Source organism: Streptomyces sp. 15-116A (assembly GCF_025290915.1).
Classification (GTDB): Bacteria; Actinomycetota; Actinomycetes; order Streptomycetales; family Streptomycetaceae; genus Streptomyces.
On sequence record NZ_JAOCQE010000090.1, the window covers coordinates 1 to 22,016 of the forward strand.

Consider the following 22,016-nt stretch of genomic DNA (forward strand, 5'->3'; position numbering starts at 1 on the left):
GCGTCCTCGTCGCCGTCGGCGAGCTCACCCGGCGCGGCCGTACGCACATCCGGCAGGCCGCGCCGCTCGCCGCCGCCGGCTCCCTGTCGTACGCGCTGCTCGGCGAGGCCGGTGGGCAGCCCACCGGGCACGGCACCGCCCAGGTCGTCACCGTGGTCCTCGCGGCCTCCCTGCTCGGCAGCGTGCCGCACGTCGGACGCGGGCACGGGCCCACGCTGGACCATCTGGCGCGCCGCGTCCTCACCGTCGGCTTCGTCGCCGTCTGCTTCCAGCCCCTCTGCAACCGGGGGGCCTTCGAGGACTTCAGCGGCCCGGCCTACGCGCTGCTGCTGCTCTCCCTGCTGTCGCTGAGCGCGCTGTGCGACGCCGTGCTCGCCGCCGCGCTGGCCCACTCCCGCCACGGGTGGCGCTTCGGGCCGGTGCTGCGCGACGAACTGCGCGCGCTTCCCGGCATCGGGGCCGCCGTCATCGCGACCGGCGCGGTCATGGCGCTCGCGGTCGCCGTGGTCGGCCTGTGGGCGCTGCCCGTCTTCTCCGTACCGCTGCTGCTCGCCCAGCTGTCCTACCGGCGGTACGCCGCCGTCCGTGCCACCTACCGGCAGACCATCGCCTCCCTCGCGCGCGCCACAGAGATCGCCGGATACACCCCGGCCGGCCACGCCCGCCGGGTCGCCGCACTGAGCCAGGCGGTGGGCCGGGACCTCGGGCTGACCGAGCCCGAGCTGACCGTGCTGGAGTACGCCGCCCTGATGCACGACATCGGCCAGCTCAGCCTCGTCGACCCCGTACCCGCGGGCGCCACCGCGGGCCTGCCGCGCACCGAACAGCGCAGGATCGCCCTGCTCGGCGGGGCCGTCGTCCGCCAGACCGGCGTGGACCCGCAGGTCGCCCGGATCGTCGAGCAACAGGCCGACCCCCACCGGGACCAGCCGCTCGCCGCGCGGATCGTGAGGGTGGTGAACGCGTACGAGGAGAAGTCCCGGGAAGGAGGCCCCGGCGGGCCGCTCACGGCCCTGGAGGAGCTGCGGCTCGGCGCCGCCGGTGAGTACGCGCCGGAGGTGGTCGAGGCGCTGGCCCGCGTGCTGTCACGGAACACGGAGGGAACGCGAGAGCAGAGGGGCTGAGCGTGGCGAGGGCCACGCATGAGACCGCGTGCGGCACTGTCTGACCCGCGTCGAGGCTGGGTAACCCATGGGTAATGAGCGCCCTTGTGGCCGTACGTGGTTGGATGCGAAGAAGAGGGTGTCCGGGGGCGCGGAAGGAACAGCCAGCCCATCGCACGGAACTGGCAGGCGGGAATCGTGAGGATCTTCGGCAAGGGACGGCACCGGCCCTCCGCCTCCTGGCGGCAGGCCACGGACCGCGCGTTCACGCTCATCGGCGACGGCCGTTACGAGGACGCGGGCGCACTGCTGACACGTGCCGCCGATCTGGAGCCCTGGCTGTCGGAGTCCTGGTTCAACCTCGCCCTGCTGCACAAGTTCCGGCACGACTGGGAGCAGGCGCGGGCGGCCGGTCTGCGCGCCGTGGCCCTGCTGGACCGGGACACCGGGGCGCCCGACTGGTGGAACGTCGGCATCGCCGCGACCGCCCTGCAGGACTGGCCGCTGGCCCGGCGCGCCTGGCAGGCCTACGGGCTGAAGGTGCCCGGCGCCGCCACGGACTCCGGTGAGCCGCTCGGCATGGACCTGGGCAGCGCGGCCGTACGGCTGTCCCCGGAGGGGGAGGCCGAGGTCGTGTGGGGGAGGCGGCTGGACCCCGCCCGCATCGAGGTGCTGTCGATCCCGCTGCCGTCCTCGGGGCGGCGCTGGGGTGAGGTCGTCCTGCATGACGGGGTGCCGCACGGGGAGCGGAGCACGGCCGCGGGGCACACATACCCCGTGTTCGACGAGATCGAGCTGTGGGCGCCGTCTCCCGTGCCGACGTGGGTGGTGCTGCTGGAGGCGGCGAGCGAGGCGGACCGGGACGCGCTGGAGCAGCTGGCCGCCGATGCCGGGTTCGCGGCGGAGGACTGGTCGTCGTCGGTGCGGTTGCTGTGCCGGATGTGCTCGGAGTCGCGGATGCCGTCCGACGAGGGGGAGGGCGAGCATCTCGATCCGCACGATCACAGTGAGCCGGGGCATCCCGGGCCGCTGGGGCATCGGACGGACGGGCAGTTGTGGGTGCCGGAGCGGGAGTGCGGGGTGGCTGCGCCGGCTGCGCTGGTCCGGGGGTTGCTGGACGGGTGGGTTGCCGACAGTCCGGATTCCCGGGATTGGCGGGATCTCGAAGAGGTGTGTTGAGGCACGTTGCCTGGTGCCGGTCCGTTGTGGCTGGTCGCGCAGTTCCCCGCGCCCCTGAAGGGGCGCTTGCACGTACCCTGTATCAGCACTGGAACCCCCGTTTTTGCTAGGAAGGCTTACGTCGGCATGGCTCAGCAGGACACCGATCAGCAGCGCGTGGGCGTGCTCCCCGTCGACGACGAGGGGTATGTCATCGACACGGAGGACTGCGAGGAGCGTGAGGCCGCCTACCGTGAGCGGGGGACCTCCCGTCCGATCACGGTCGTCGGGAACCCGGTGCTGCACAAGGAGTGCAAGGACGTCACGGAGTTCGACGACGAACTGCGCAAGCTGGTGGACGACATGTTCGCCAGCCAGCGCACCGCCGAGGGCGTGGGTCTGGCCGCCAACCAGATCGGGGTCGATCTGAAGGTGTTCGTCTACGACTGCCCGGACGACGAGGGCGTGCGCCACGTCGGTGTGGTCTGCAACCCCAAGCTCGTCGAACTGCCCGCCGAGAAGCGGCGCCTGGACGACGGCAGCGAGGGCTGCCTGTCCGTGCCGACCGCGTACGCGCCGCTGGCCCGTCCGGACTACGCCGAGGTGACCGGGCAGGACGAGCGGGGCAACCCGATCAAGGTGCGGGGCACCGGGTACTTCGCGCGCTGTTTGCAGCACGAGACCGACCACCTCTACGGCTACCTGTACATCGACCGGCTGTCGAAGCGGGAACGCAAGGAGGCGCTGCGGCAGATGGCCGAGAACGAGCCCCGCTACCCCGTCGTGGCCAACGACTGACCGTCTCGAACCGTCCGCCGACGGCGTCCGATCGGGCCTGGGAGCCCGGCCGGACGCCGTTCGTGTGTTCGTCACACGTTCGATCCCCTCGTGCCCTCTCCTGATCCAGAATCAGACACACAAGGGGAGAATCTCGGCATCCGGGGGGCGTGAAAGAAGCAAATCCGTTCCCAGAACGGTCAGTTGTGGTGCTGAATGGATGTGCGGGGATGCGTGACACCGGCGTACGCCCGGCACGGGGGACGGGGGCACGTCAACTGGCGGCTGAGAGGGGATTGTTCGTGCATGCTTTGTCACACGGCACCACATCGGCACCTGGCGCCATCGCAGTTCCACCGTCGCTGTCTCTCCCGTTGATCGAGGCGGCGTTTCCGCGGCAACTCCATCCGTATTGGCCGACGCTCCAGGAGCGTACCCGGGGCTGGCTGCTCGAAAAGCGGCTCATGCCGGCGGACAAGGTGGCGGAATATGCCGACGGACTGTGCTACACCGACCTCATGGCGGGCTACTACATAGGCGCCGCCGACGAGGTGCTGCAGGCGATAGCCGACTACAGCGCGTGGTTCTTCGTCTGGGACGACCGGCACGACCGGGACATCGTGCACGCCCGCCCCACCGCCTGGCGGCGGCTGAAGGACCTGCTGCACACCGCCCTCGACCGTCCCGGGGAGCACCTGAGTCACACCGATCCACTGGTCGCGGGCTTCGCGGACAGTGTGCTGCGGCTGTACGCCTTCCTGCCCGGCAGCTGGAACGCCCGGTTCGCCCGGCACTTCCACGAGGTGATCGAGGCCTACGACCGCGAGTTCCACAACCGTACGCACGGGGTGGTCCCCACGGTCGAGGAGTATCTCGAACTGCGCCGGCTCACCTTCGCGCACTGGATATGGACCGACCTCCTGGAACCGAGCGCGGGATATGAACTCCCGGCGGCGGTACGGGAAAACCCGGCGTATCACAGGGCGGCGCTGCTCAGTCAGGAATTCGCCGCCTGGTACAACGACCTCTGCTCGCTCCCGAAGGAAATCGCGGGAAACGAGGTGCACAATCTCGGGATCAGTCTCATCACCCATGAGGGGCTGACGCTCGAAGAGGCGATCGTCGAAGTGCGGCGCCGCGTCGAGGAATGCGTCACCGAATTCGTCGCCGCAGAGAGCGACGCATTAAGGTTCGCCGACGCCCTCGACGACGGCACGGTGGGTGGAAAGGAACTGAGCGGCGCCGTACGGGCCTGCCTCGGCAATATGCGGAACTGGTTCAGCTCCGTCTACTGGTTCCACCACGAGTCCGGCCGGTACCGCGTCGACAGCTGGGACGACCGGTCCACACCCCCGTACGTCAACAACGAAGCGGCAGGTGAGAAATGACCGTCGAGTCGGTGAAGCCCGAAGCGCCAGGAACGCCCGAAGCACCCGGAACGCACCGAGCGGCCGAACTGCGCGAGCCGCCGGTGGCCGGCGGAGCCGTTCCCGTCCTCGGCCACGGCTGGAAGCTGGTCCGCGACCCGCTGGCCTTCATGGCCCAGCTGCGCGACCACGGCGACGTCGTACGGCTGAAGCTCGGCCCCAAGACGGTGTACGCCGTCACCACGCCCGCCCTGACCGGGGCGGTGGCCCTGAGCCCCGACTACATCATCGCCGGACCGCTGTGGGAGTCCCTGGAGAGCCTGCTGGGCAAGGAGGGCGTGGCCACCGCCAACGGGCCGCTGCACCGCCGCCAGCGGCGCACCATCCAGCCCGCGTTCCGGCTCGACGCGATCCCCGCCTACGGGCCGATCATGGCGGAGGAGGCGCACGCGCTCGTGGAGCGCTGGCGCTCCGGCGAGGTCCTGGACGTCACCGCGGAGTCCTTCCGTGTGGCGGTGCGGGTCGCCGCCCGCTGTCTGATGCGCGGCAGCTACATGGACGCCCGCGCGGAGCGCATCTGCGCCTCCCTCGCCACCCTGTTCAGCGGTATGTACCAGCGCATGGTGGTGCCGCTCGGGCCGCTTTATAAGGTCCCGCTTCCGGCCAATCGGGAATTCAACCGGGCGCTGGCCGATTTGCACCTCCTGGTCGACGAGATCGTCGCCGACCGCCGGGCAAGCGGTCAAAAGCCGGACGATTTGCTGACGGCTTTGCTGGAGGCGACGGACGAGAATGGCGAGCCGATCGGGGAACAGGAGATCCACGACCAGGTCATCGCGATCCTCACCCCCGGCAGCGAAACCGTCGGATCCGTGATCATGTCGCTGCTGCTCGTTCTCACCGAACACCCGGAGCTCGGGGACAAGATCCGCGACGAGGTGAAAGCCGTCGTCGGTGACCGCCCGGTCGCATTCGAGGACGTCCGGAAGCTGACGTACACCGCGAATGTCGTCGTCGAGACCATGCGACTGTATCCGGCCGTATGGATATTGACGCGCCGGGCCGTGACCGACACGGAACTCGGCGGATACCGCATTCCCGAGGGCGCGGACCTCATCTACAGCCCGTACGCCATCCAGCGCGACCGGCGCTCCTACGCGCGGCACGAGGAGTTCGACCCGGACCGCTGGCTCCCGGAGCGGGCCAAGGAGGTGCCCAAGTACGCGATGAGCCCGTTCAGCGTGGGCAACCGGAAGTGCCCCAGCGACCACTTCTCCATGGCCGAGCTGACGCTGATCACCGCGGCGATCGCCTCCGCCTACCGGTTCGAGCACGCACCCGGTTCGGACACCCGGCCCCGTATCGGCATCACGCTGCGGCCGCGGCGGCTGATGCTGCGGGCGCTGCCCCGCTGACCGGGACGGGCGCGCGGGGCGCGTTCAGGCGGCCTCCGGGCCCCTGAACGTGCGCCGGTAGGCCTGAGGGGTGGTGCCCACGGCACGGACGAAGTGGTGGCGCAGCGCGGCGGCGTTGCCGAAGCCGGTGCGGCCCGCGATCGCGTCCACCGTCTCGTCCGTCCCCTCCAGCAGCCGCTGGGCGAGCAGCACGCGCTGGCGCAGGATCCAGCGGTAGGGCGTCGTGCCGGTCTCCTGCTGGAAGCGGCGGGCGAAGGTGCGCGGGGACATGTGCGCGCGGGCGGCGAGCTGCTCGACGGTGACCTCCTCGTCGAGGTGCCGCTCCATCCACACCAGCACTTCGGCGACGGTGTCGCCGCCGGACTGCGGCAGCGGGCGCTCGATGTACTGGGCCTGGCCGCCGTCGCGGTGCGGCGGCACCACCATGCGCCGGGCGATCTTGTTGGCGACCTCCGGGCCCTGCTCCTTGCGGACCAGATGCAGACACGCGTCGATCCCGGCGGCGGTGCCCGCGGAGGTGATCACCGGGTCCTCGTCGACGTAGAGCACGTCCGGCTCCACGGTCAGATGCGGATACTGCCGGGTCAGCTCCTCCGCGTGACGCCAGTGGGCGGTGGCCCGGCGGCCGTCGAGCAGCCCGGCCGCGGCGAGCACGAAGACGCCGGAACAGACGCTGAGGACCCGGGAGCCCCGGTCCACGGCCCGGCGCAGGGCGTCCAGCAGCTCGGGCGGGAACACGCGGTCCTCGTAGCAGGATCCCGCCGGCACGGCGATGAGGTCGGCCTCCTCCAGCCGCTCGAGACCGTGCTCGACGTGCAGGGCGAAGCCGGTGTTGCTGCGCAGCACGGGGCCGTCCGCCGAGGCGACGGCGAAGTCGTAGACGGGCAGGCCGTCGTCGCTGCGGTCGGTGCCGAAGACCTCGCAGACGACGCCCAGTTCGAAGGGGTTCACGCCGTCGAGGAGGACGGCGGCCACGTTGCGGAGCATGCTCCCAGTGTGCCGCGTCGCTGGCAGGAAATCGAGGGTGTGCGGCAGTACTGCCACTGTTGGTAAGGAGTGTCCGGCGCGACAGTGGTGTCTATGAATACGGCACACATCGAAGCACTGACCGGAATGCTCGTGGTTCTCGGACTGCTCGTCCTGATGGTCCTCCCGGCCGTGCTCGGCATCGCGCACGACCGGCGGATCGACCGGCAGCTCAGGCAGGCCGAGAGCGCACGGGAAACCGAGACCGTACGAGAGACCCAGGACCTGAGCAGGAGGGCCGCCCGCGCCGGATCCGGCCGGACGACCCTCCGCACCCCCTAGAAGTCCTCGTCCAGGTCGACCGTGCCCTCCACGGCGACCTGGTACGCGGACGGGCGCCGCTCGAAGAAGTTCGTCAGCTCCTGGACGCCCTGGAGCTCCATGAACGAGAACGGGTTCTCCGAGCCGTACACCGGCGCGAAGCCCAGCCGCGTCAGCCGCTGGTCGGCGACGCACTCCAGGTACTGCCGCATCGACTCGGTGTTCATGCCCGGCAGCCCGTCCCCGCACAGGTCCCGCGCGAACTGCAGCTCCGCCTCGACCGCCTCGCGCAGCATGTCGGTGACCTGCTGCCCCAGCTGCTCGTCGAACAGCTCCGGCTCCTCCTTGCGCACGGTGTCGACCACGTCGAAGGCGAACGACATGTGCATGGTCTCGTCGCGGAACACCCAGTTGGTGCCGGTCGCGAGCCCGTGCAGCAGGCCCCGGCTGCGGAACCAGTACACGTAGGCGAAGGCGCCGTAGAAGAACAGGCCCTCGATGCACGCGGCGAAGCAGATCAGGTTCAGCAGGAAGCGGCGGCGGTCCGCCTGCGTCTCCAGCCGGTCGATCTTCTCCACCGAGTCCATCCACTTGAAGCAGAACTCGGCCTTCTCCCGGATCGAGGGGATGTTCTCCACGGCCGCGAAGGCGGCGGCCCGGTCGTCCGGGTCGGGCAGATAGGTGTCGAGGAGCGTCAGATAGAACTGGACGTGGACGGCCTCCTCGAACAGCTGACGGCTCAGATACAGCCGCGCCTCGGGGGAGTTGATGTGCTTGTACAGCGTCAGCACCAGGTTGTTCGCCACGATCGAGTCACCGGTCGCGAAGAACGCCACCAGCCGTCCGATCAGGTGCTGCTCGGCGGGGCTCAGCTTGGCGAGGTCGGCCACGTCGGAGTGGAGATCGACCTCCTCCACGGTCCAGGTGTTCTTGATGGCGTCCCGGTAGCGCTCGTAGAAGTCGGGGTAGCGCATGGGGCGCAGAGTCAGCTCGAAGCCGGGGTCGAGCAGGTTCTGATTGCTGGGCATTACTGGCAGGCCTCGCAGGACTCGGGGTTCTCAAGGGAGCAGGCGACCGCTTCTGGGTCCGGGGTGGCCTGCGCGGGGACGGTGGGCTGCTGCGCTTGAGCGGCGCGGGCGATGCGGGTCGCCGGACGCGACCGCAGGTAGTACGTGGTCTTCAGCCCGGACTTCCAGGCGTAGGCGTACATCGAGGAGAGCTTGCCGATCGTCGGTGTCTCGAGGAACAGGTTCAGCGACTGCGCCTGGTCCAGATACGGCGTGCGCGCGGCGGCCATGTCGATCAGGCCGCGCTGCGGGATCTCCCACGCCGTGCGGTAGAGCCGCCGTACGTCCTCGGGGATCCAGGCGAAGTGCTGCACCGAGCCGTTCGCCTCGCGCAGCGCCTCCCGGGTGCGCGCGTCCCACACGCCGAGCCGCTTCAGGTCTTCCACCAGATACGAGTTGACCTGGAGGAACTCACCGGACAGCGTCTCGCGCTTGAACAGGTTGGACACCTGCGGCTCGATGCACTCGTACACGCCGGCGATCGAGGCGATGGTGGCGGTCGGCGCGATCGCGAGGAGCAGCGAGTTGCGCAGCCCGACGGAGGCGATCCGCTCCCGCAGCGCCGCCCAGCGCTCCGGCCAGGTGAACTCGACGCCGTAGTGGTCGGGGTGCAGCACACTCCGGGCGGTGCGGGTCTTCTCCCAGGCCGGCAGCGGCCCGTTGCGCTCAGCGAGGTCGGCCGACGCCTCGTACGCGGCGAGCATGATCCGCTCGGCGATCCGTGTGGACAGTGCCTTGGCCTCGGGGGAGTCGAAGGGCAGCCGGAGCTGGAAGAAGACGTCCTGCAGGCCCATCGCGCCGAGGCCCACGGGCCGCCACCTGGCGTTGGAGCGGCCGGCCTGCTCGGTCGGATAGAAGTTGATGTCGACGACCCGGTCGAGGAAGGTCACGGCGGTGCGGACGGTCTCGTCCAGCCGCTCCCAGTCGATGTCACCGGCCGCCCGGTCGACGAACGCGCCGAGGTTGACCGAGCCCAGGTTGCAGACCGCGGTCTCTCCGTCGCTGGTGACCTCCAGGATCTCCGTGCAGAGGTTGGAGGAGTGGATGACGTGACCCGGCTCGGCGGTCTGGTTCGCGGTGCGGTTGGCGGCGTCCTTGAAGGTCATCCAGCCGTTGCCGGTCTGCGCGAGGGTGCGCATCATCCGGCCGTACAGCTCCCGCGCGGGCAGCGTCTTGCGCGCCAGGCCCTTCGCCTCGGCCGCCCGGTACGCGGCGTCGAACTCCTCGCCCCACAGGTCGACCAGCTCCGGCACGTCCGACGGGGAGAACAGCGACCACTGCTCGTCGGCGTTCACCCGGCGCATGAACTCGTCCGGCACCCAGTGCGCGAGGTTCAGATTGTGCGTACGGCGTGCGTCCTCACCGGTGTTGTCCCGCAACTCCAGGAACTCCTCGATGTCGGAGTGCCAGGTCTCCAGGTAGACGGCCGCCGCGCCCTTGCGCCGGCCGCCCTGGTTCACGGCGGCGACGGAGGCGTCCAGCGTCTTCAGGAACGGCACGATCCCGTTGGAGTGCCCGTTGGTGCCGCGGATCAGCGAACCCCGGGAGCGGATGCGGGAGTACGAAAGACCGATGCCGCCGGCGTGCTTCGACAGGCGGGCCACCTGGTGGTAACGGTCGTAGATCGAGTCGAGCTCGTCCTTGGGGGAGTCCAGCAGATAGCAGGACGACATCTGCGGGTGCCGCGTACCGGAGTTGAACAGCGTGGGGGAGGACGGCAGATAGTCAAGCCGGCTCATCAGCCGGTACAGCGCGGCGACTTCCTCCAGCGAGCGCAGGCTGTCGTCCTCGGCGAGACCGGCGGCGACGCGCAGCAGGAAGTGCTGGGGCGTCTCGACGACCTTCCGGGTGATCGGGTGCCGCAGCAGATAGCGGCTGTGCAGGGTACGCAGGCCGAAGTAGCCGAAGCGGTCGTCGGCGCCGGTGTCGATCAGCGCGTCGAGCCGTTCCGCGTGCAGCCGGACGAAGTCCGCGGTCCGGTCGGCGATGAGGCCCTCACGGTGGCCGGACGCCACGGACTCGGTGAACGAGGTGACGCCCTGGGAGGCGGCCTCGGCGCGGATGCCGATGGTCAGCAGCCTGGCCGCGAGCCGGGAGTAGGCGGGGTCCTCGGAGATGAGCCCGGCCGCCGCCTCGGTGGCCAGCTCCCGCAGCTCCGCCTCGTCCGCACGGGCGGACCGGCCGCGCAGCGCGGCGGCGGCGACCCGGCCGGGGTCGGCGTCGGGAAGGTCGGCGGTCAGCTCGGTCAGGGTCCGCAGCAGCGCGGCACCGGGGCCGTCGCTCACCTCGGTCACGTCGATCGCTGAAGCCGGATCGGCTGGCGCGATGGTCACGTGGGGTCTCCCTCGCTCGGCACAGGGGCCTCGACGAGGGCAGGGGGCGGCACGAGCGCACGGGGCGTCGCGTCCACCGGCCCATTCCGCGAGGCCCGGACGTCAGGGCACCCGGACCGGACGGGCCGGGTGCGCTGTCGGCAGGTCCTCGGACTGACTCTCGTACACGACGGCATCAGGGCATACGTGTGCGAGTACACCGTTGCGGGACAGTTCCGGATTCACACCGGATTCCCCTGCGGCGACAGCGAGCATGAGCATACATCTTGTGCCGGGTGTTGCGAGCACCCCCATATGTTGTGCCGCGCCGGTGTCAGAGCGTCAACTCATAGGTGAGCAGCGTGATGTCGTCCAGGTCCGGTACCGGGTTCCAGTCGCGCTCGGGTGTACGGACGAACCCGAGCCGTTCGTAGAGCCGGTGCGCCGCGTGCATCGCCCGCTGACTCGACAGCACGATCCGCACGCACCCTTCCCGCGCCCGCGCCCGCTCGACACAGGCCCGCACGAGCGCCTCCCCGGCACCCCGCCCCCGGCCCGCCCGGTCCACGGCGAGCATCCGTATCTCGGCCTCCCCGTCCCCGGCGATATCGGCCATCGGCCCCCCGCACGGCACGAAGGTCACCCCGCCGAGCACCCGCCCCCGCTCCTCGGCGACCAGCACCTCGGCAGCGACGGCCCGCTTGGCCACGTCCCTGAGTTCGTGCAGGTAGGAATCACTCTCCCCGAAGTCGAGGAGCCCGTCGTCGAGATAGGCCCGAGCGGTGATCTCTCCAAGCTCTGCATACTCATTGGCTTCGACCGGCCGGATAACGATGTCCATGAGGCCGAGTGTCCCCCATGGGTATGACAACGGGCCGCCGGATTCGATCCGACGGCCCGTACAACTTTCTTAGGGGCGCGGGGAACTGCGCGACCAGCCCCCACGCACCCGCAGCCGAACGACGACCCTAGTGAGCCGACCCAGCCGTAGCCGGCGGCAACTCAACCTTGACGCCCGGATCCCCGGCATCCGCCGTGTAATCCTCCGGCTTGGTCTCGTCCACACCTTCCGGCGCCTTGACCGCCTTCAGCACGAACGTCAGCACCACCGTCACCACCACGTTGATCACAAACGCGGTGAGCCCGATGTACCCGATCTCCCCGATCCCGGGAATCTCCTTCGCCGACCCGCCGAAGTGCTTCTGCGTGGGCGAAGCCACCCCGTACGCCGCGACCGTGCCGTAGATCATGCCGACCGCCCAGCCGGCGAGCAGCGCCCAGCGGTGGAACCAGCGGGTGAACAGGCCGCCCACCAGCGCCGGGAAGGTCTGCAGGATCCAGATGCCGCCGAGCAGCTGGAAGTTGATCGCGACCGTCTTGTCCATCGTCAGGACGAAGGCCAGCGCACCCACCTTCACCAGCAGCGACACCAGCTTGGACACCCGCGTCTCGTCCTTGGGCGTGGCGTCCGGCTTGATGAAGTCCTTGTAGATGTTGCGGGTGAAGAGGTTCGCCGCCGCGATCGACATGATCGCCGCCGGCACCAGCGCACCGATGCCGATCGCCGCGAAGGCCACGCCCGCGAACCAGTCCGGGAACATGTTCTCGAACAGCTGCGGGATCGCCAGCTGCCCGTTCTGCACCTTCACCCCGGCCGCGATCGCCATGAACCCGAGCAGCGCCAGCAGGCCCAGCATCAGCGAGTACAGCGGCAGGATCGTGGTGTTGCGGCGGATCACCTCACGGCTGCGCGAGGACAGCGTCGCGGTGATCGAGTGCGGGTACATGAACAGCGCGAGCGCCGAGCCCAGCGCCAGCGTCGCGTACGTCCACTGGCCCGCGTCGCCCGGCACCAGCGCACCGCGTGGCTGACCGGTCGCCGGGTTGGTCTGGCCGAACGCCTCGCTCGCACTGGCGAAGATGTCGTCGAACCCGCCGAGCTTGATCGGGATGTAGATGATCGCCACCGCGATCACGATGTAGATCAGCGTGTCCTTGACGAACGCGATCAGCGCGGGCGCCCGCAGACCGGACGAGTAGGTGTACGCGGCCAGCACGCCGAAGGCGATCAGCAGCGGCAGGTCCTTGATGAACCAGTTGGTGTCCTCGCCGCCGCCGACGCCCATCACGTCCAGCACGGCCTGGATGCCGACCAGCTGCAGCGCGATGTACGGCATCGTCGCCAGGATGCCGGTGAGCGCCACCGCCAGCGACAGCCCCTTCGACCCGAACCGGCCGCGCACGAAGTCGGAGGTGGTCACATAGCCGTGCTTGTGCGACACCGACCACAGACGGGGCAGGAAGGTGAAGATCAGCGGGTACACGAGGATCGTGTACGGCACCGCGAAGAAGCCCGCCGCGCCCGCCGCGTAGATCGCCGCCGGAACGGCCACGAAGGTGTACGCGGTGTAGAGGTCACCGCCCAGCAGGAACCAGGTCACCCAGGTGCCGAACGACCGTCCGCCCAGGCCCCATTCGTCCAGGGTGTGCTCGTTGGCGGCCTTGCGCCAGCGAGCGGCCATGAAGCCCATGGCGGTGACGAGCACGAAGAAGAAGATGAAGACGGCGAGTGCCACGCCGTTGACGCCCTCGTTCACTGCTCGTCACCACCCTTCGAGGCGTTGCGGGCGCGCTGGTCACGCTGCCAGAGCTTGTAGGCGACCATCGTCAGCGCGGTCGAGAGCAGGACCCAGAGCATCTGGTACCAGTAGAAGAACGGGATACCGATGACGACCGGGTCCGTCTTGGCGTACGAGCCGACCCACAGCATGGCCACGAAAGGTGCGAAGAGACACAGGCCGATGACGACGCGCACGGGCGTCACCACCGGCCCTCTGCTGGTTTCTGGGGCTTGCGACATCTACGGCTCCTGTCCCCTCACTGATCACCGGCGTGCAATGCGCAGGAAATCTAGGTCAGGCCCGACAGGGGCCGGAACCCCTCGTCCGCATAGCGGTACCCGAGCGCCGCTCAACCGAGAGGCAACAGCAACGAAATCTCTGTCAACCGTCCGTTTTGCGGGGATCGGCGAGCGGGGAGCGGCTCATGCGGGAGGGGGAGCGGCTCACTCCTGGGGGCGCTTGAGTCGCGCGACGAACTTGTACCGGTCGCCCCGGTACACCGACCGCACCCACTCCACGGGCTGCCCGTCGCGGTCCAGCGAGTGCCGGGAGAGCATCAGCATCGGCAGGCCCACGTCGGTGCCGAGCAGACCGGCCTCACGCGGCGTGGCCAGCGAGGTCTCGATCGTCTCCTCGGCCTCCGCGAGATGCACGTCGTACACCTCGGCGAGGGCCGTGTACAGCGAGGTGTACTTCACCAGGCTGCGGCGCAGGGCGGGGAAGCGCTTGGCGCTCAGATGGGTCGTCTCGATGGCCATCGGCTCGCCGTTGGCCATCCGGAGCCGCTCGATGCGCAGCACCCGGCCGCCGGGCGTGATGTCGAGCAGCTCGGCGAGCCGGTCGTCGGCGGTGATGTAGCCGAGGTCGAGCAGCTGCGAGGTGGGCTCCAGGCCCTGGGCGCGCATGTCCTCGGTGTACGAGGTGAGCTGCAGGGCCTGGGACACCTTGGGCTTGGCGACGAAGGTGCCCTTGCCCTGGATGCGCTCCAGGCGCCCTTCGACCACGAGTTCCTGCAGCGCCTGGCGCACGGTGGTGCGGGAGGTGTCGAACTCCGCGGCGAGCGTGCGCTCCGGCGGCACCGGCGTGCCGGGAGGCGCCGTCTCGGTCATGTCGAGCAGGTGCTTTTTCAGCCGGTAGTACTTGGGCACGCGCGCCGTACGGACCGTGGTCCCGTTCTCGTTCTCCGCACTGCTGACGTCGGTGCTCATGCTCTGCCTTCCCGGCTCCGAGTCCCGAAGCGACCGACATCCCCATCGGCCACGGACCACATCGTGGCACGGCTCGCGGCGGGGCGGTGCCCCGCACGCTCCGTGATCTCCTCTGTATACCGCCGGGACCGAGGCTGGTCTAGTCCACGGCGGCGGGGGCCTGGGGTCCGGTGATCAGATTCCCTGCCACTCCGGCTTGTTGGCGTAGGTGTGGCGGAAGTAGTCGGCGAGCTTCAGCTTGGAGGCGGCGGCCTCGTCGACGACCACGGTGGCGTGCGGGTGCAGCTGGAGCGCCGAGGCGGGGCACACCGCGGCGACCGGTCCCTCCACCGTCGCCGCGATGGCGTCCGCCTTGCCCTCGCCGGTGGCGAGCAGCACCAGGTGGCGGGCCTCCAGGATGGTGCCGATGCCCTGGGTGATGACGTGGTGCGGCACCTGGTCGATGTCGCCGTCGAAGAAGCGCGCGTTGTCGATCCGCGTCTGCTCGGTCAGCGTCTTGATCCTGGTCCGCGAGGCGAGCGAGGAGCACGGCTCGTTGAAGCCGATGTGCCCGTCCGTCCCGATCCCGAGCAGTTGCAGGTCCACCCCGCCGGCCTCGGTCAGCGCCTTGTCGTACGCCTCGCACGCACGCTGCACGTCCTCGGCGGTCCCGTCGGGTCCCATGAAGGCGTCCATGGGTATCCCGAGCGGCTGCAGCACCTCGCGCCGCAGCACCGACCGGTACGACTCGGGGTGATCGGCGGGCAGCCCCACGTATTCGTCGAGCTGTGCCACCCGGGCCCGGGAGGCGTCGACCGCACCGGCCCGCACCTTCGCGGCCAGCGCCTCGTAGATGGGCAGGGGCGTCGACCCGGTGGCCACGCCGAGCAGCGCCTCGGGCTTGCGCCGCAGGAGCTGAGCCATGGCCTCGGCAATGAGCTCGCCGCCGGCCTGGGCGTCCGGAACGATGACAACTTCCACGCTGGGCCTGCCGATCTGAGGAGGAGGGCTCGGGGCATGTGGTTTAGACCAATCCCAATCTAACAGAGCCCCGAACCCCTTCCCATGGGTAATGCCGTGCCTCCTCCAGGATCCCAGGGTCAGGCAGGCGCGGCTCGCTCCCGCCTGTGCGCCCCGCGCCTTATGTCAGGGAGCCGCCCGTCGCGTCGACCCAGCTCCCCGTCACCCATCGGCCGGCGTCCGAGGCGAGGAACGCCACCACGTCCGCGACGTCCGCCGGTGTGCCCACCTTCCCGAGTGCCGATATCGCCTCGGCCCGCGCCCAGCCGTCCGGTGTTCCGTGCAGCAGTGGCGCGGTGTTGTCGGTGTCGATGATGCCCGGCGCCACGGAGTTGACCCTGATGCCCCGTCGGCCGAGGACCTTCGACAGGTCCCGCGAGAACACGTCCAGTGCGCCCTTGGTCATCGCGTAGGCCATGTTCTGCGGCATCACCGCCGTGCGTGCGAGGCCCGACGAGATGTTGATGACCCGGCCTCCGTCCCGCAGTCGTGCCATCCCGTGCTTGACGATGAAGAAGGGCGCCTTCACATTCACCGCGAAGAGCCGGTCGTACTCCTCCTCGTCCAGGTTCTCGATGGCCCGGGACGTCCCGATGCCCGCGTTGTTCACCAGCACGTCCAGTCCGCTCGCGTGCCGGTCGAACTCCGCCCACAGCGCCTCGGCGTCACCTGGTACGCCCAGCTCCGCGCCGATCGCGAAGGCCGATCCTCCGGCCGCCTCGATGGCCGCGACCGTCTCCTTGGCCGCCGCCTCGTTCCGCCCGTAGTGGACGGCGACGTGTGCGCCGTCACGGCCCAGCCGCTCGGCGATCCCCCGCCCGATGCCCCTGCTCGCGCCCGTGACCAATGCCGTCCTGCCCGTGAGCACACCCATGCCGACGCCCCTCCAGATTTTGCTAGCGGTCGCTACAGAAAAAAACCGTACAACGCGCCGCCGACATTTCTCTAGTGCCCGCTATAAAATGCACCCGTGACGGTGAACGAGCAGGGAAAACCCAAGGTCAGCGGCGAGGGGGCGGGGCGCAGGCCCCGAGGGCGCCCCCGCTCCTTCGACCGGGAGACCGCTCTGGAGAAGGCGCTGCTCGCGTTCTGGGAGCACGGGTACGAGGCCACGTCCGTCTCCGACCTCACCCGCGCCATGGGCATCGGCGCCCCCAGCATGTACGCGGCCTTCGGGGACAAGCGTGCGCTGTTCGACGAGGTCGTCCGGGTCTACGGTGTGCGCCACGGCTCGTTCGTCGACCGCGCCCTGGCGGAGGAGCCCACCGCGCGGGCCGCCGTCGGGCGGATCCTGCGGGAGGCCGCCACCGCGTATACCGAGCCCGGGCGTCCGGCGGGCTGCCTGGTCGTCCATGCCGCCGCGAACTGCTCGGACGCCGAGGTCGAGCGCTCCCTGCGTGAGCGGCGCGAGGCCAACATCGCCGCGTTCGAGCACCGGATCAGGGCCGACATCACCGCCGGGGTGCTGCCGGAGGACGCGGACGCGGCAGCGCTCGCGCGGTACGCCGGAGCGATGATCCAGGGGATGTCGCAACAGGCGCGGGACGGGGCACGCCGGGAGGAACTGGAGGCGCTCGCCGAAATTGCCATGTCCGTCTGGCCCCGCGCGGGAACCCGTACGAGCTAGGCTGCGTTCTGAATGCGACGGCCTCCGTCCGGCGCTCGGGCGGCAGGCGGAGACAGCGCAGAACACCGCGTCGCGAGCATGGACACGGCTAGTGGTCTAGTCCACAATGCCTCTCAGGAACACTACAGACCTGCCTTCCCCGCACAGGAAGGTGGATCGAGGGTCCGGGGCTCTCTGCCCTGACTGCGCCGGATCCTCGCGCTCGGCCGATCGGGACCGCACACCCCACGGCCGATATTGCTCCGGGCTGCGGTGCCGGGAGGGTTGAGGGTCCCTCTCAGGCGCCGCGGCCCGCGGGTGTTTCAGGGCCGTACAAACCGCCAGGTACGCTCGCTGACGTGCCCTCCATGAACGAACTCGTACGCCAGCACACCGCGCTCGACGACACCGATCTCGAGTGGCTCCACCTGCTGGTCTCGGAGTGGCAGCTGCTCTCCGACCTCTCCTTCGCCGACCTGGTGCTGTGGGTGCCCACGCGCGACGGGACGCGGTACGTCTCCGTCGCCCAGATGCGGCCCAACACCGGCCCGACCTCGTACCAGGACGACATGGTGGGCCACCTCGTCCCGCGCGGTCGGCGGCCCATGCTCGACGCGGCGCTCGACGAGGGCCGGATCGTGCGCGAGGGCGACCCCGAGTGGCGCGAGGAGGTGCCGGTGCGGGTCGAGTCGATCCCCGTGCGGCGTGAGGGCCGCGTCCTCGGCGTGATCGCCCGTAACACCAACCTCCTCACCGTACGGACCCCCAGCCGGCTGGAGCTCACCTACCTCCAGAGCGCCTCCGACCTCGCCCAGATGATCGCGGCCGGCGCTTTCCCGTTCGCGAACCAGCAGCTGGACATGGACGCCTCACCCCGCGTGGGCGACGGACTGATCCGGCTCGACGCCGACGGCATCGTCCAGTACGCCTCCCCGAACGCCCTGTCCGCCTACCACCGCATGGGCCTCGCCGCCGACCTCGTCGGCCACCACCTCGGCCGGACCACCGCCGAACTGGCCCCTTCCCGCGGCCCGGTCGACGAGGCGCTGGCCAAGGTCGCCAGTGGCTGGGCCCCCCGCGAGTTCGAGATCGAGGCGCACGACGGCGTGATCCAGTTCCGCGCGATCCCCCTCAAACCCAAGGGCACGCGCATCGGGTCGCTGGTCCTGCTGCGGGACGTCACCGAACTTCGCCGCCGCGAACGCGAGTTGATCACCAAGGACGCCACCATCCGGGAGATCCACCACCGGGTGAAGAACAACCTCCAGACCGTGGCCGCGCTGCTGCGCCTGCAGGCCCGCCGTATCGGCTCCGAGCGGGGCCGGGAGGCGCTGGAGGAGGCGGTGCGCCGGGTCGGCTCCATCGCGATCGTGCACGAGACGCTCTCCCAGAACCTGGACGAGCGGGTCGAGTTCGACGAGATCGCCGACCGGGTGCTGGCGATGGTCGCCGAGATCTCGCCGGGCAAGGTCGCCGGCCGGCGCTCGGGCCGCTTCGGCATCCTCGACGCCGAGGTCGCCACCCCGCTGTCGATGGTGCTCACCGAGATCCTGCAGAACGCCCTGGAGCACGGCTTCCGTGAGGGCGACACCGGCACGGTCGAGGTCTCGGCGGTGCGCGGCGGCACCACGAAGGAGGCCCGGCTGCTGGTCACCGTCCAGGACGACGGGGTCGGCCTGCCCGAGGGCTTCGACCCGAAGACCGCGGGAAACCTGGGCCTGCAGATCGTACGGACCCTGGTGGAGGGCGAGTTGGGCGGCACCTTCGACATGGTCCCGGCCCCGGAGCGGGGGACCAGGGTGATCCTGGACATCCCGGTGCAGGCGGACAAGTAGCCGACACGCGGCTCGCGGGGGCCGGCTGCGGACGGCAAAGAGCCCCGGACCGGTGAACGGTCCGGGGCTGATGCGCATCGGGGGAACTGCGCGCTGCGGCTCGGGGGCGGGAGATGCGTACGCGGTGTACGCGCCGCCAAGCTCAGGCTGTCAGCAGGGGTGGGAGTGTCAGGCGGAGGCCTGACGGGCCCGGTTGCGAGCGGCGCGGCGCTTCATCGCACGGCGCTCGTCCTCGCTGAGACCACCCCAGACGCCGGAGTCCTGACCGGACTCGAGCGCCCACTGCAGGCACTGCTCGATCACCGGGCAGCGGCGGCAGACGGCCTTGGCTTCCTCGATCTGCAGCAGCGCAGGACCGGTGTTGCCGATGGGGAAGAAGAGCTCGGGGTCTTCCTCGCGGCAAACGGCGTTGTGACGCCAGTCCATGGCTGCTACCTCTCCTTGGTATTACTGCGGTTGCTTGTGAATGTGAACGCTTTCACGAATCCCTCAACAAGTGAAGGGCCGAACGCCAGATACCCCGGCGTGGTCCTTGGGTTTGAAGAGGGGTTCCGGTGATCTGTGGAGGCCGGTGTTGCGGGCCGTCCCGATCGCCAAGAAGAGACTCGCAAACCTCGACGACGGATACAACCCCTTCCGGAAAGTTTTTTTTGATTCTTCGGTGTCGACTAGGTCACAGCCGTACTTCCATGGGGTGGACCCTGGCCTAAACGTTCGAGTGAAAGGACTTTGGCCCGTTCTGCTCACACAATCACACGCAGTGCACGGCGTACGCCTGTGAACGTCACGCTGGTGCGCAGCCCCAGGTGGTCACCGTCCATCTGAAGGGGCAGCGGCACCTTCGAATGCAAGGTGAACTGGGTGAGGTCGTGCCGGGAGACGGCATGCCTGCCCTTGGGGCCGCGCTCGGGGGACGAAGCGAGCAACTGCGTGCCATACCGGGCAACCGCGGCGGTGGACAGGCGCTTCAGGCCGAAGATGTCAAGGCCGGTGTCGAACGAAGCCTTAGGTGACGCATAGATCGGGCGATTGCCCAGAAACGTCCACGGAGAGGTGTTCGAGACTATGGAGAGCACCAGATCCGTGACGGGTTCCTCACCCGGCTGCTCCAGGGTGATCATCCCGTGCCGGCGGTGCGGCTCGCCGAACAGCGCCCGGACGACCTGACGGACGTAGAGCGAGTGGGTCGACTTCTTGCCGCGCTCGCGGTGCTGCTCCACCCGGCCGACCACCCCCGCGTCGAAACCGAGACCGGCGTTGAAGGTGAACCAGCGGGCCGGGACCGCCTCGTCCTCCGTGCCCGGCGTGCCCGAGGTGAGCCCCAGGCCGACCGTGCGCTGACGGCCCTCGCGCAGGGCGTCCAGCAGGACGCCGGTGGCCTCCACGGGCTGGTTGGGCAGATCCAGGGCACGCGCGAAGACATTGGTCGAGCCGCCGGGAACCACGGCGAGGCCGGGCAGATGGTCCGGGTCGGGGCCCGCGTGCAGCAGACCGTTGACGACCTCGTTGACCGTGCCGTCGCCGCCGAGGGCCACCACCAGGTCGATGTCGTCGCTCTCCGCCGCCTGCCGGCCGAGGTCGCGTGCGTGGCCGCGGTACTCGGTGGTGACCGCCTCCAGCTTCATCTCGCTGGCGAGCGCGTGGATCAGTACGTCGCGCGTGCGCGCACTGGTGGTGGTTGCCGCCGGATTGACCACGAGAAGTGCACGCATGCGTTGCAGGGTACCTACTGGGCGGTACCGCGCCCAGGGCGAGGGCCGCTCTTCCAGGGTGAGAGGACGACCCTTCCAGGGCGACGGCACCCCTTCCGCGGCGAGGGCTACCCTTCTGGGGTGAGCAGTGAGCAGACCCCCACCACCGCACCGGACACCACCGGACCCCGGCCGCGCCGGCTGACGTACGCCGCGGGGCTCGTGGCCCTGGAGGGGCTGACGCTGGTGGTCGGCGGGGTGTGGATGCTGGTGCTCGGCCTCACCGGCGAGCCGGACGACCGGCAGCAGGCCGTCACCGGCGGGGTGACGCTGGTCGCGCTCGCGCTGCTGCCGCTGATCGCCGCGCGCGGTCTGCTCGGCCGGCGCAGCTGGAGCCGCGGCCCGGCCGTCATCACCCAGCTCATGGCCCTCCCCGTGGCGTACAACCTCCTCCAGGCCGACAGCGTGGCCATCCCGGCCGGCATCGCCCTCGCGGTGGTCGCCGTCGCGTCCCTGGTGCTGCTGATCAACGCGGAGACCACGAAGGCGCTGGGGATCCGGGGGCCGGGGAACGCCGAGGAGTAGGCGGCGGTCGCCCGCCGCCCGCGTCCCAGAAGGACCTCACTCCTCCACGAGCAGCTTCTCCCGGAGCTGGGCCAGGGTGCGGGCCAGCAGGCGGGAGACGTGCATCTGGGAGATGCCGACCTCCTGGGCGATCTGCGACTGGGTCATGTTGCCGAAGAAGCGCAGCAGCAGGATGCGCTTCTCGCGCGGCGGAAGATCCTCGAGCAACGGCTTGAGCGACTCCCGGTACTCCACGCCCTCCAGCGCCTCGTCCTCCGCGCCGAGGGTGTCGGCGACCGCCGGGGACTCGTCGTCGGTGTCGGGGACGTCCAGCGACAGCGTGGAGTACGCGTTGGCGGACTCCAGGCCCTCCAGGACCTCCTCCTCCGAGATCGCCAGCTTCTCGGCGAGCTCGTGCACCGTGGGGGAGCGGCCGTGCAGCTGCGACAGCTCGGCCGTCGCCGTGGTCAGCGACAGCCGCAGCTCCTGCAGCCGGCGCGGCACCCGCACCGCCCAGCCCTTGTCCCGGAAATGTCGTTTGATCTCGCCCACGACCGTCGGCGTCGCGTATGTGGAGAACTCCACCCCGCGGTCCGGGTCGAAACGGTCGACCGACTTGATCAGGCCGATGGTGGCGACCTGGGTGAGGTCGTCCAGGGGCTCCCCGCGGTTGCGGAAGCGGCGCGCGAGATGCTCCACGAGCGGCAGATGCATACGGACCAGCTGATTGCGCAGCTCCGCGTACTCGGGGCTGCCGTCCTTCAGCGTGCGCAGCTGGAGGAACATGGCGCGCGCCCCGCTGCGGTCCTGCGGGTCGTGGTGCGCGCCGTGCGTGCCCTGGGAGCCCGGTGCGCTCCGGGCGGCCGGCGCGGCCGGTACACCCGGCGTCCGCGGCGCCTCGTCCTCGGCGTATCGCTCGTGCTCGTTCATCGTCCCGCCCGTCGCCCTTCCCCGAGCGCTCGCCTCGTCCCCCGTCGCCGGCCTCGCGCGAGCAGGGGCGCCCCCA

The 22,016-nt window shown here is 69.9% G+C and carries 21 protein-coding genes and 1 riboswitch; of the genes, 9 read left to right on the top strand and 12 right to left on the bottom strand.

Annotation, left to right across the window (positions count from 1 at the left end; translation table 11 throughout):
* The 5 genes from N4P33_RS16835 to N4P33_RS16855 form a co-directional block, all read left to right on the top strand.
* Positions 1-1,124, top strand: a 1,124-nt coding sequence (locus N4P33_RS16835) for an HD-GYP domain-containing protein (protein WP_260827440.1), incomplete at its 5' end; no start/stop codon positions are given.
* Between the two features lie 177 nt (positions 1,125-1,301).
* Positions 1,302-2,282, top strand: coding sequence for a hypothetical protein (locus N4P33_RS16840; protein WP_260827441.1), 981 nt, complete (start codon positions 1,302-1,304; stop codon positions 2,280-2,282).
* A 126-nt stretch (positions 2,283-2,408) separates the two neighbouring features.
* A complete protein-coding gene (gene def / locus N4P33_RS16845; protein ID WP_260827442.1) occupies positions 2,409-3,059 on the top strand; it encodes a peptide deformylase in 651 nt (216 codons plus the stop codon).
* A gap of 281 nt (positions 3,060-3,340) precedes the next feature.
* Complete coding sequence (gene cyc1, locus N4P33_RS16850) at positions 3,341-4,426, top strand: epi-isozizaene synthase (protein WP_260827443.1); 1,086 nt, start codon at positions 3,341-3,343, stop codon at positions 4,424-4,426.
* Entirely contained in the window at positions 4,423-5,820 is a 1,398-nt protein-coding gene (locus tag N4P33_RS16855; protein WP_260827444.1) for a cytochrome P450, read from the top strand. Before cyc1 ends, N4P33_RS16855 begins: the two co-directional genes overlap by 4 nt.
* Before the next feature lie 24 nt (positions 5,821-5,844).
* Here N4P33_RS16855 and N4P33_RS16860 read toward each other — a convergent pair whose 3' ends face one another.
* Positions 5,845-6,807, bottom strand: coding sequence for a GlxA family transcriptional regulator (locus tag N4P33_RS16860; RefSeq protein ID WP_260827445.1), 963 nt, complete (start codon positions 6,805-6,807; stop codon positions 5,845-5,847).
* A 93-nt stretch (positions 6,808-6,900) separates the two neighbouring features.
* On the opposite strand from N4P33_RS16860, the gene N4P33_RS16865 reads away from it, so the two are divergent.
* On the top strand, positions 6,901-7,128 hold the full coding sequence (locus N4P33_RS16865) for a hypothetical protein (RefSeq protein ID WP_260827446.1): 228 nt from the start codon (positions 6,901-6,903) through the stop codon (positions 7,126-7,128).
* Here the strand turns inward: N4P33_RS16865 and N4P33_RS16870 are convergent.
* The 8 genes from N4P33_RS16870 to N4P33_RS16905 form a co-directional block, all read right to left on the bottom strand.
* The gene (locus tag N4P33_RS16870; RefSeq protein WP_260827447.1) at positions 7,125-8,135 is read right to left on the bottom strand and encodes a ribonucleotide-diphosphate reductase subunit beta; all 1,011 of its coding nucleotides are present in this window, start codon (positions 8,133-8,135) and stop codon (positions 7,125-7,127) included. The two genes, N4P33_RS16865 and N4P33_RS16870, sit on opposite strands and share 4 nt — an antisense overlap.
* Positions 8,135-10,507, bottom strand: a complete 2,373-nt coding sequence (locus tag N4P33_RS16875; RefSeq protein WP_260827448.1) for a ribonucleoside-diphosphate reductase subunit alpha — start codon at positions 10,505-10,507, stop codon at positions 8,135-8,137. The genes N4P33_RS16870 and N4P33_RS16875 overlap by 1 nt, the downstream gene beginning before the upstream one ends.
* Before the next feature lie 121 nt (positions 10,508-10,628).
* Positions 10,629-10,775, bottom strand: a riboswitch (cobalamin riboswitch).
* Positions 10,776-10,820: 45 nt separating this feature from the next.
* Positions 10,821-11,327, bottom strand: a complete 507-nt coding sequence (locus N4P33_RS16880) for a GNAT family N-acetyltransferase (RefSeq protein ID WP_260827449.1) — start codon at positions 11,325-11,327, stop codon at positions 10,821-10,823.
* Between the two features lie 127 nt (positions 11,328-11,454).
* The gene (gene mctP, locus N4P33_RS16885; RefSeq protein WP_260827450.1) at positions 11,455-13,083 is read right to left on the bottom strand and encodes a monocarboxylate uptake permease MctP; all 1,629 of its coding nucleotides are present in this window, start codon (positions 13,081-13,083) and stop codon (positions 11,455-11,457) included.
* Positions 13,080-13,346 (bottom strand): DUF3311 domain-containing protein, encoded by a 267-nt coding sequence (locus N4P33_RS16890; RefSeq protein ID WP_260827451.1) that lies wholly within the window; start codon positions 13,344-13,346, stop codon positions 13,080-13,082. The genes mctP and N4P33_RS16890 overlap by 4 nt, the downstream gene beginning before the upstream one ends.
* 204 nt (positions 13,347-13,550) lie before the next feature.
* A complete protein-coding gene (locus tag N4P33_RS16895) occupies positions 13,551-14,315 on the bottom strand; it encodes a GntR family transcriptional regulator (RefSeq protein ID WP_260827452.1) in 765 nt (254 codons plus the stop codon).
* Positions 14,316-14,489: 174 nt separating this feature from the next.
* Positions 14,490-15,275 (bottom strand): glucosamine-6-phosphate deaminase, encoded by a 786-nt coding sequence (gene nagB, locus N4P33_RS16900; RefSeq protein WP_260827453.1) that lies wholly within the window; start codon positions 15,273-15,275, stop codon positions 14,490-14,492.
* 160 nt (positions 15,276-15,435) lie between these two features.
* Positions 15,436-16,188 carry an SDR family oxidoreductase gene (locus N4P33_RS16905; protein ID WP_260827454.1) on the bottom strand — a complete coding sequence of 251 codons (753 nt, stop codon included), beginning with the start codon at positions 16,186-16,188 and terminating at the stop codon, positions 15,436-15,438.
* A gap of 96 nt (positions 16,189-16,284) precedes the next feature.
* On the opposite strand from N4P33_RS16905, the gene N4P33_RS16910 reads away from it, so the two are divergent.
* Both N4P33_RS16910 and N4P33_RS16915 read left to right on the top strand, forming a co-directional pair.
* Positions 16,285-16,941: a TetR/AcrR family transcriptional regulator gene (locus N4P33_RS16910; RefSeq protein ID WP_260827455.1), complete on the top strand. Its 657-nt coding sequence runs from the start codon at positions 16,285-16,287 to the stop codon at positions 16,939-16,941.
* Positions 16,942-17,279: 338 nt separating this feature from the next.
* A complete protein-coding gene (locus N4P33_RS16915; protein WP_260827456.1) occupies positions 17,280-18,755 on the top strand; it encodes a sensor histidine kinase in 1,476 nt (491 codons plus the stop codon).
* Positions 18,756-18,923: 168 nt separating this feature from the next.
* Here N4P33_RS16915 and N4P33_RS16920 read toward each other — a convergent pair whose 3' ends face one another.
* Positions 18,924-19,181 (bottom strand): WhiB family transcriptional regulator, encoded by a 258-nt coding sequence (locus N4P33_RS16920; RefSeq protein ID WP_003992873.1) that lies wholly within the window; start codon positions 19,179-19,181, stop codon positions 18,924-18,926.
* Positions 19,182-19,498: 317 nt separating this feature from the next.
* Entirely contained in the window at positions 19,499-20,467 is a 969-nt protein-coding gene (locus tag N4P33_RS16925; protein ID WP_260827457.1) for a diacylglycerol kinase family protein, read from the bottom strand.
* A gap of 120 nt (positions 20,468-20,587) precedes the next feature.
* Between N4P33_RS16925 and N4P33_RS16930 the strand changes: the two genes are divergently transcribed.
* Positions 20,588-21,031 carry a hypothetical protein gene (locus tag N4P33_RS16930; RefSeq protein ID WP_260827458.1) on the top strand — a complete coding sequence of 148 codons (444 nt, stop codon included), beginning with the start codon at positions 20,588-20,590 and terminating at the stop codon, positions 21,029-21,031.
* Positions 21,032-21,067: 36 nt separating this feature from the next.
* Here N4P33_RS16930 and N4P33_RS16935 read toward each other — a convergent pair.
* The coding region (locus N4P33_RS16935) for an RNA polymerase sigma factor SigF (protein WP_260827459.1) at positions 21,068-22,016 on the bottom strand (949 nt) is incomplete at its 5' end.

Bases quoted from the DNA above. Each gene is read 5' to 3' on its own strand.
- def (WP_260827442.1), top strand. From the start codon at position 2,409: ATGGCTCAGCAGGACACCGATCAGCAGCGCGTGGGCGTGCTCCCCGTC.
- N4P33_RS16855 (WP_260827444.1), top strand. From the start codon at position 4,423: ATGACCGTCGAGTCGGTGAAGCCCGAAGCGCCAGGAACGCCCGAAGCA.
- N4P33_RS16860 (WP_260827445.1), bottom strand. From the start codon at position 6,807: ATGCTCCGCAACGTGGCCGCCGTCCTCCTCGACGGCGTGAACCCCTTC.
- N4P33_RS16865 (WP_260827446.1), top strand. From the start codon at position 6,901: ATGAATACGGCACACATCGAAGCACTGACCGGAATGCTCGTGGTTCTC.
- N4P33_RS16870 (WP_260827447.1), bottom strand. From the start codon at position 8,135: ATGCCCAGCAATCAGAACCTGCTCGACCCCGGCTTCGAGCTGACTCTG.
- N4P33_RS16880 (WP_260827449.1), bottom strand. From the start codon at position 11,327: ATGGACATCGTTATCCGGCCGGTCGAAGCCAATGAGTATGCAGAGCTT.
- N4P33_RS16890 (WP_260827451.1), bottom strand. From the start codon at position 13,346: ATGTCGCAAGCCCCAGAAACCAGCAGAGGGCCGGTGGTGACGCCCGTG.
- N4P33_RS16895 (WP_260827452.1), bottom strand. From the start codon at position 14,315: ATGAGCACCGACGTCAGCAGTGCGGAGAACGAGAACGGGACCACGGTC.
- N4P33_RS16905 (WP_260827454.1), bottom strand. From the start codon at position 16,188: ATGGGTGTGCTCACGGGCAGGACGGCATTGGTCACGGGCGCGAGCAGG.
- N4P33_RS16920 (WP_003992873.1), bottom strand. From the start codon at position 19,181: ATGGACTGGCGTCACAACGCCGTTTGCCGCGAGGAAGACCCCGAGCTC.
- N4P33_RS16925 (WP_260827457.1), bottom strand. From the start codon at position 20,467: ATGCGTGCACTTCTCGTGGTCAATCCGGCGGCAACCACCACCAGTGCG.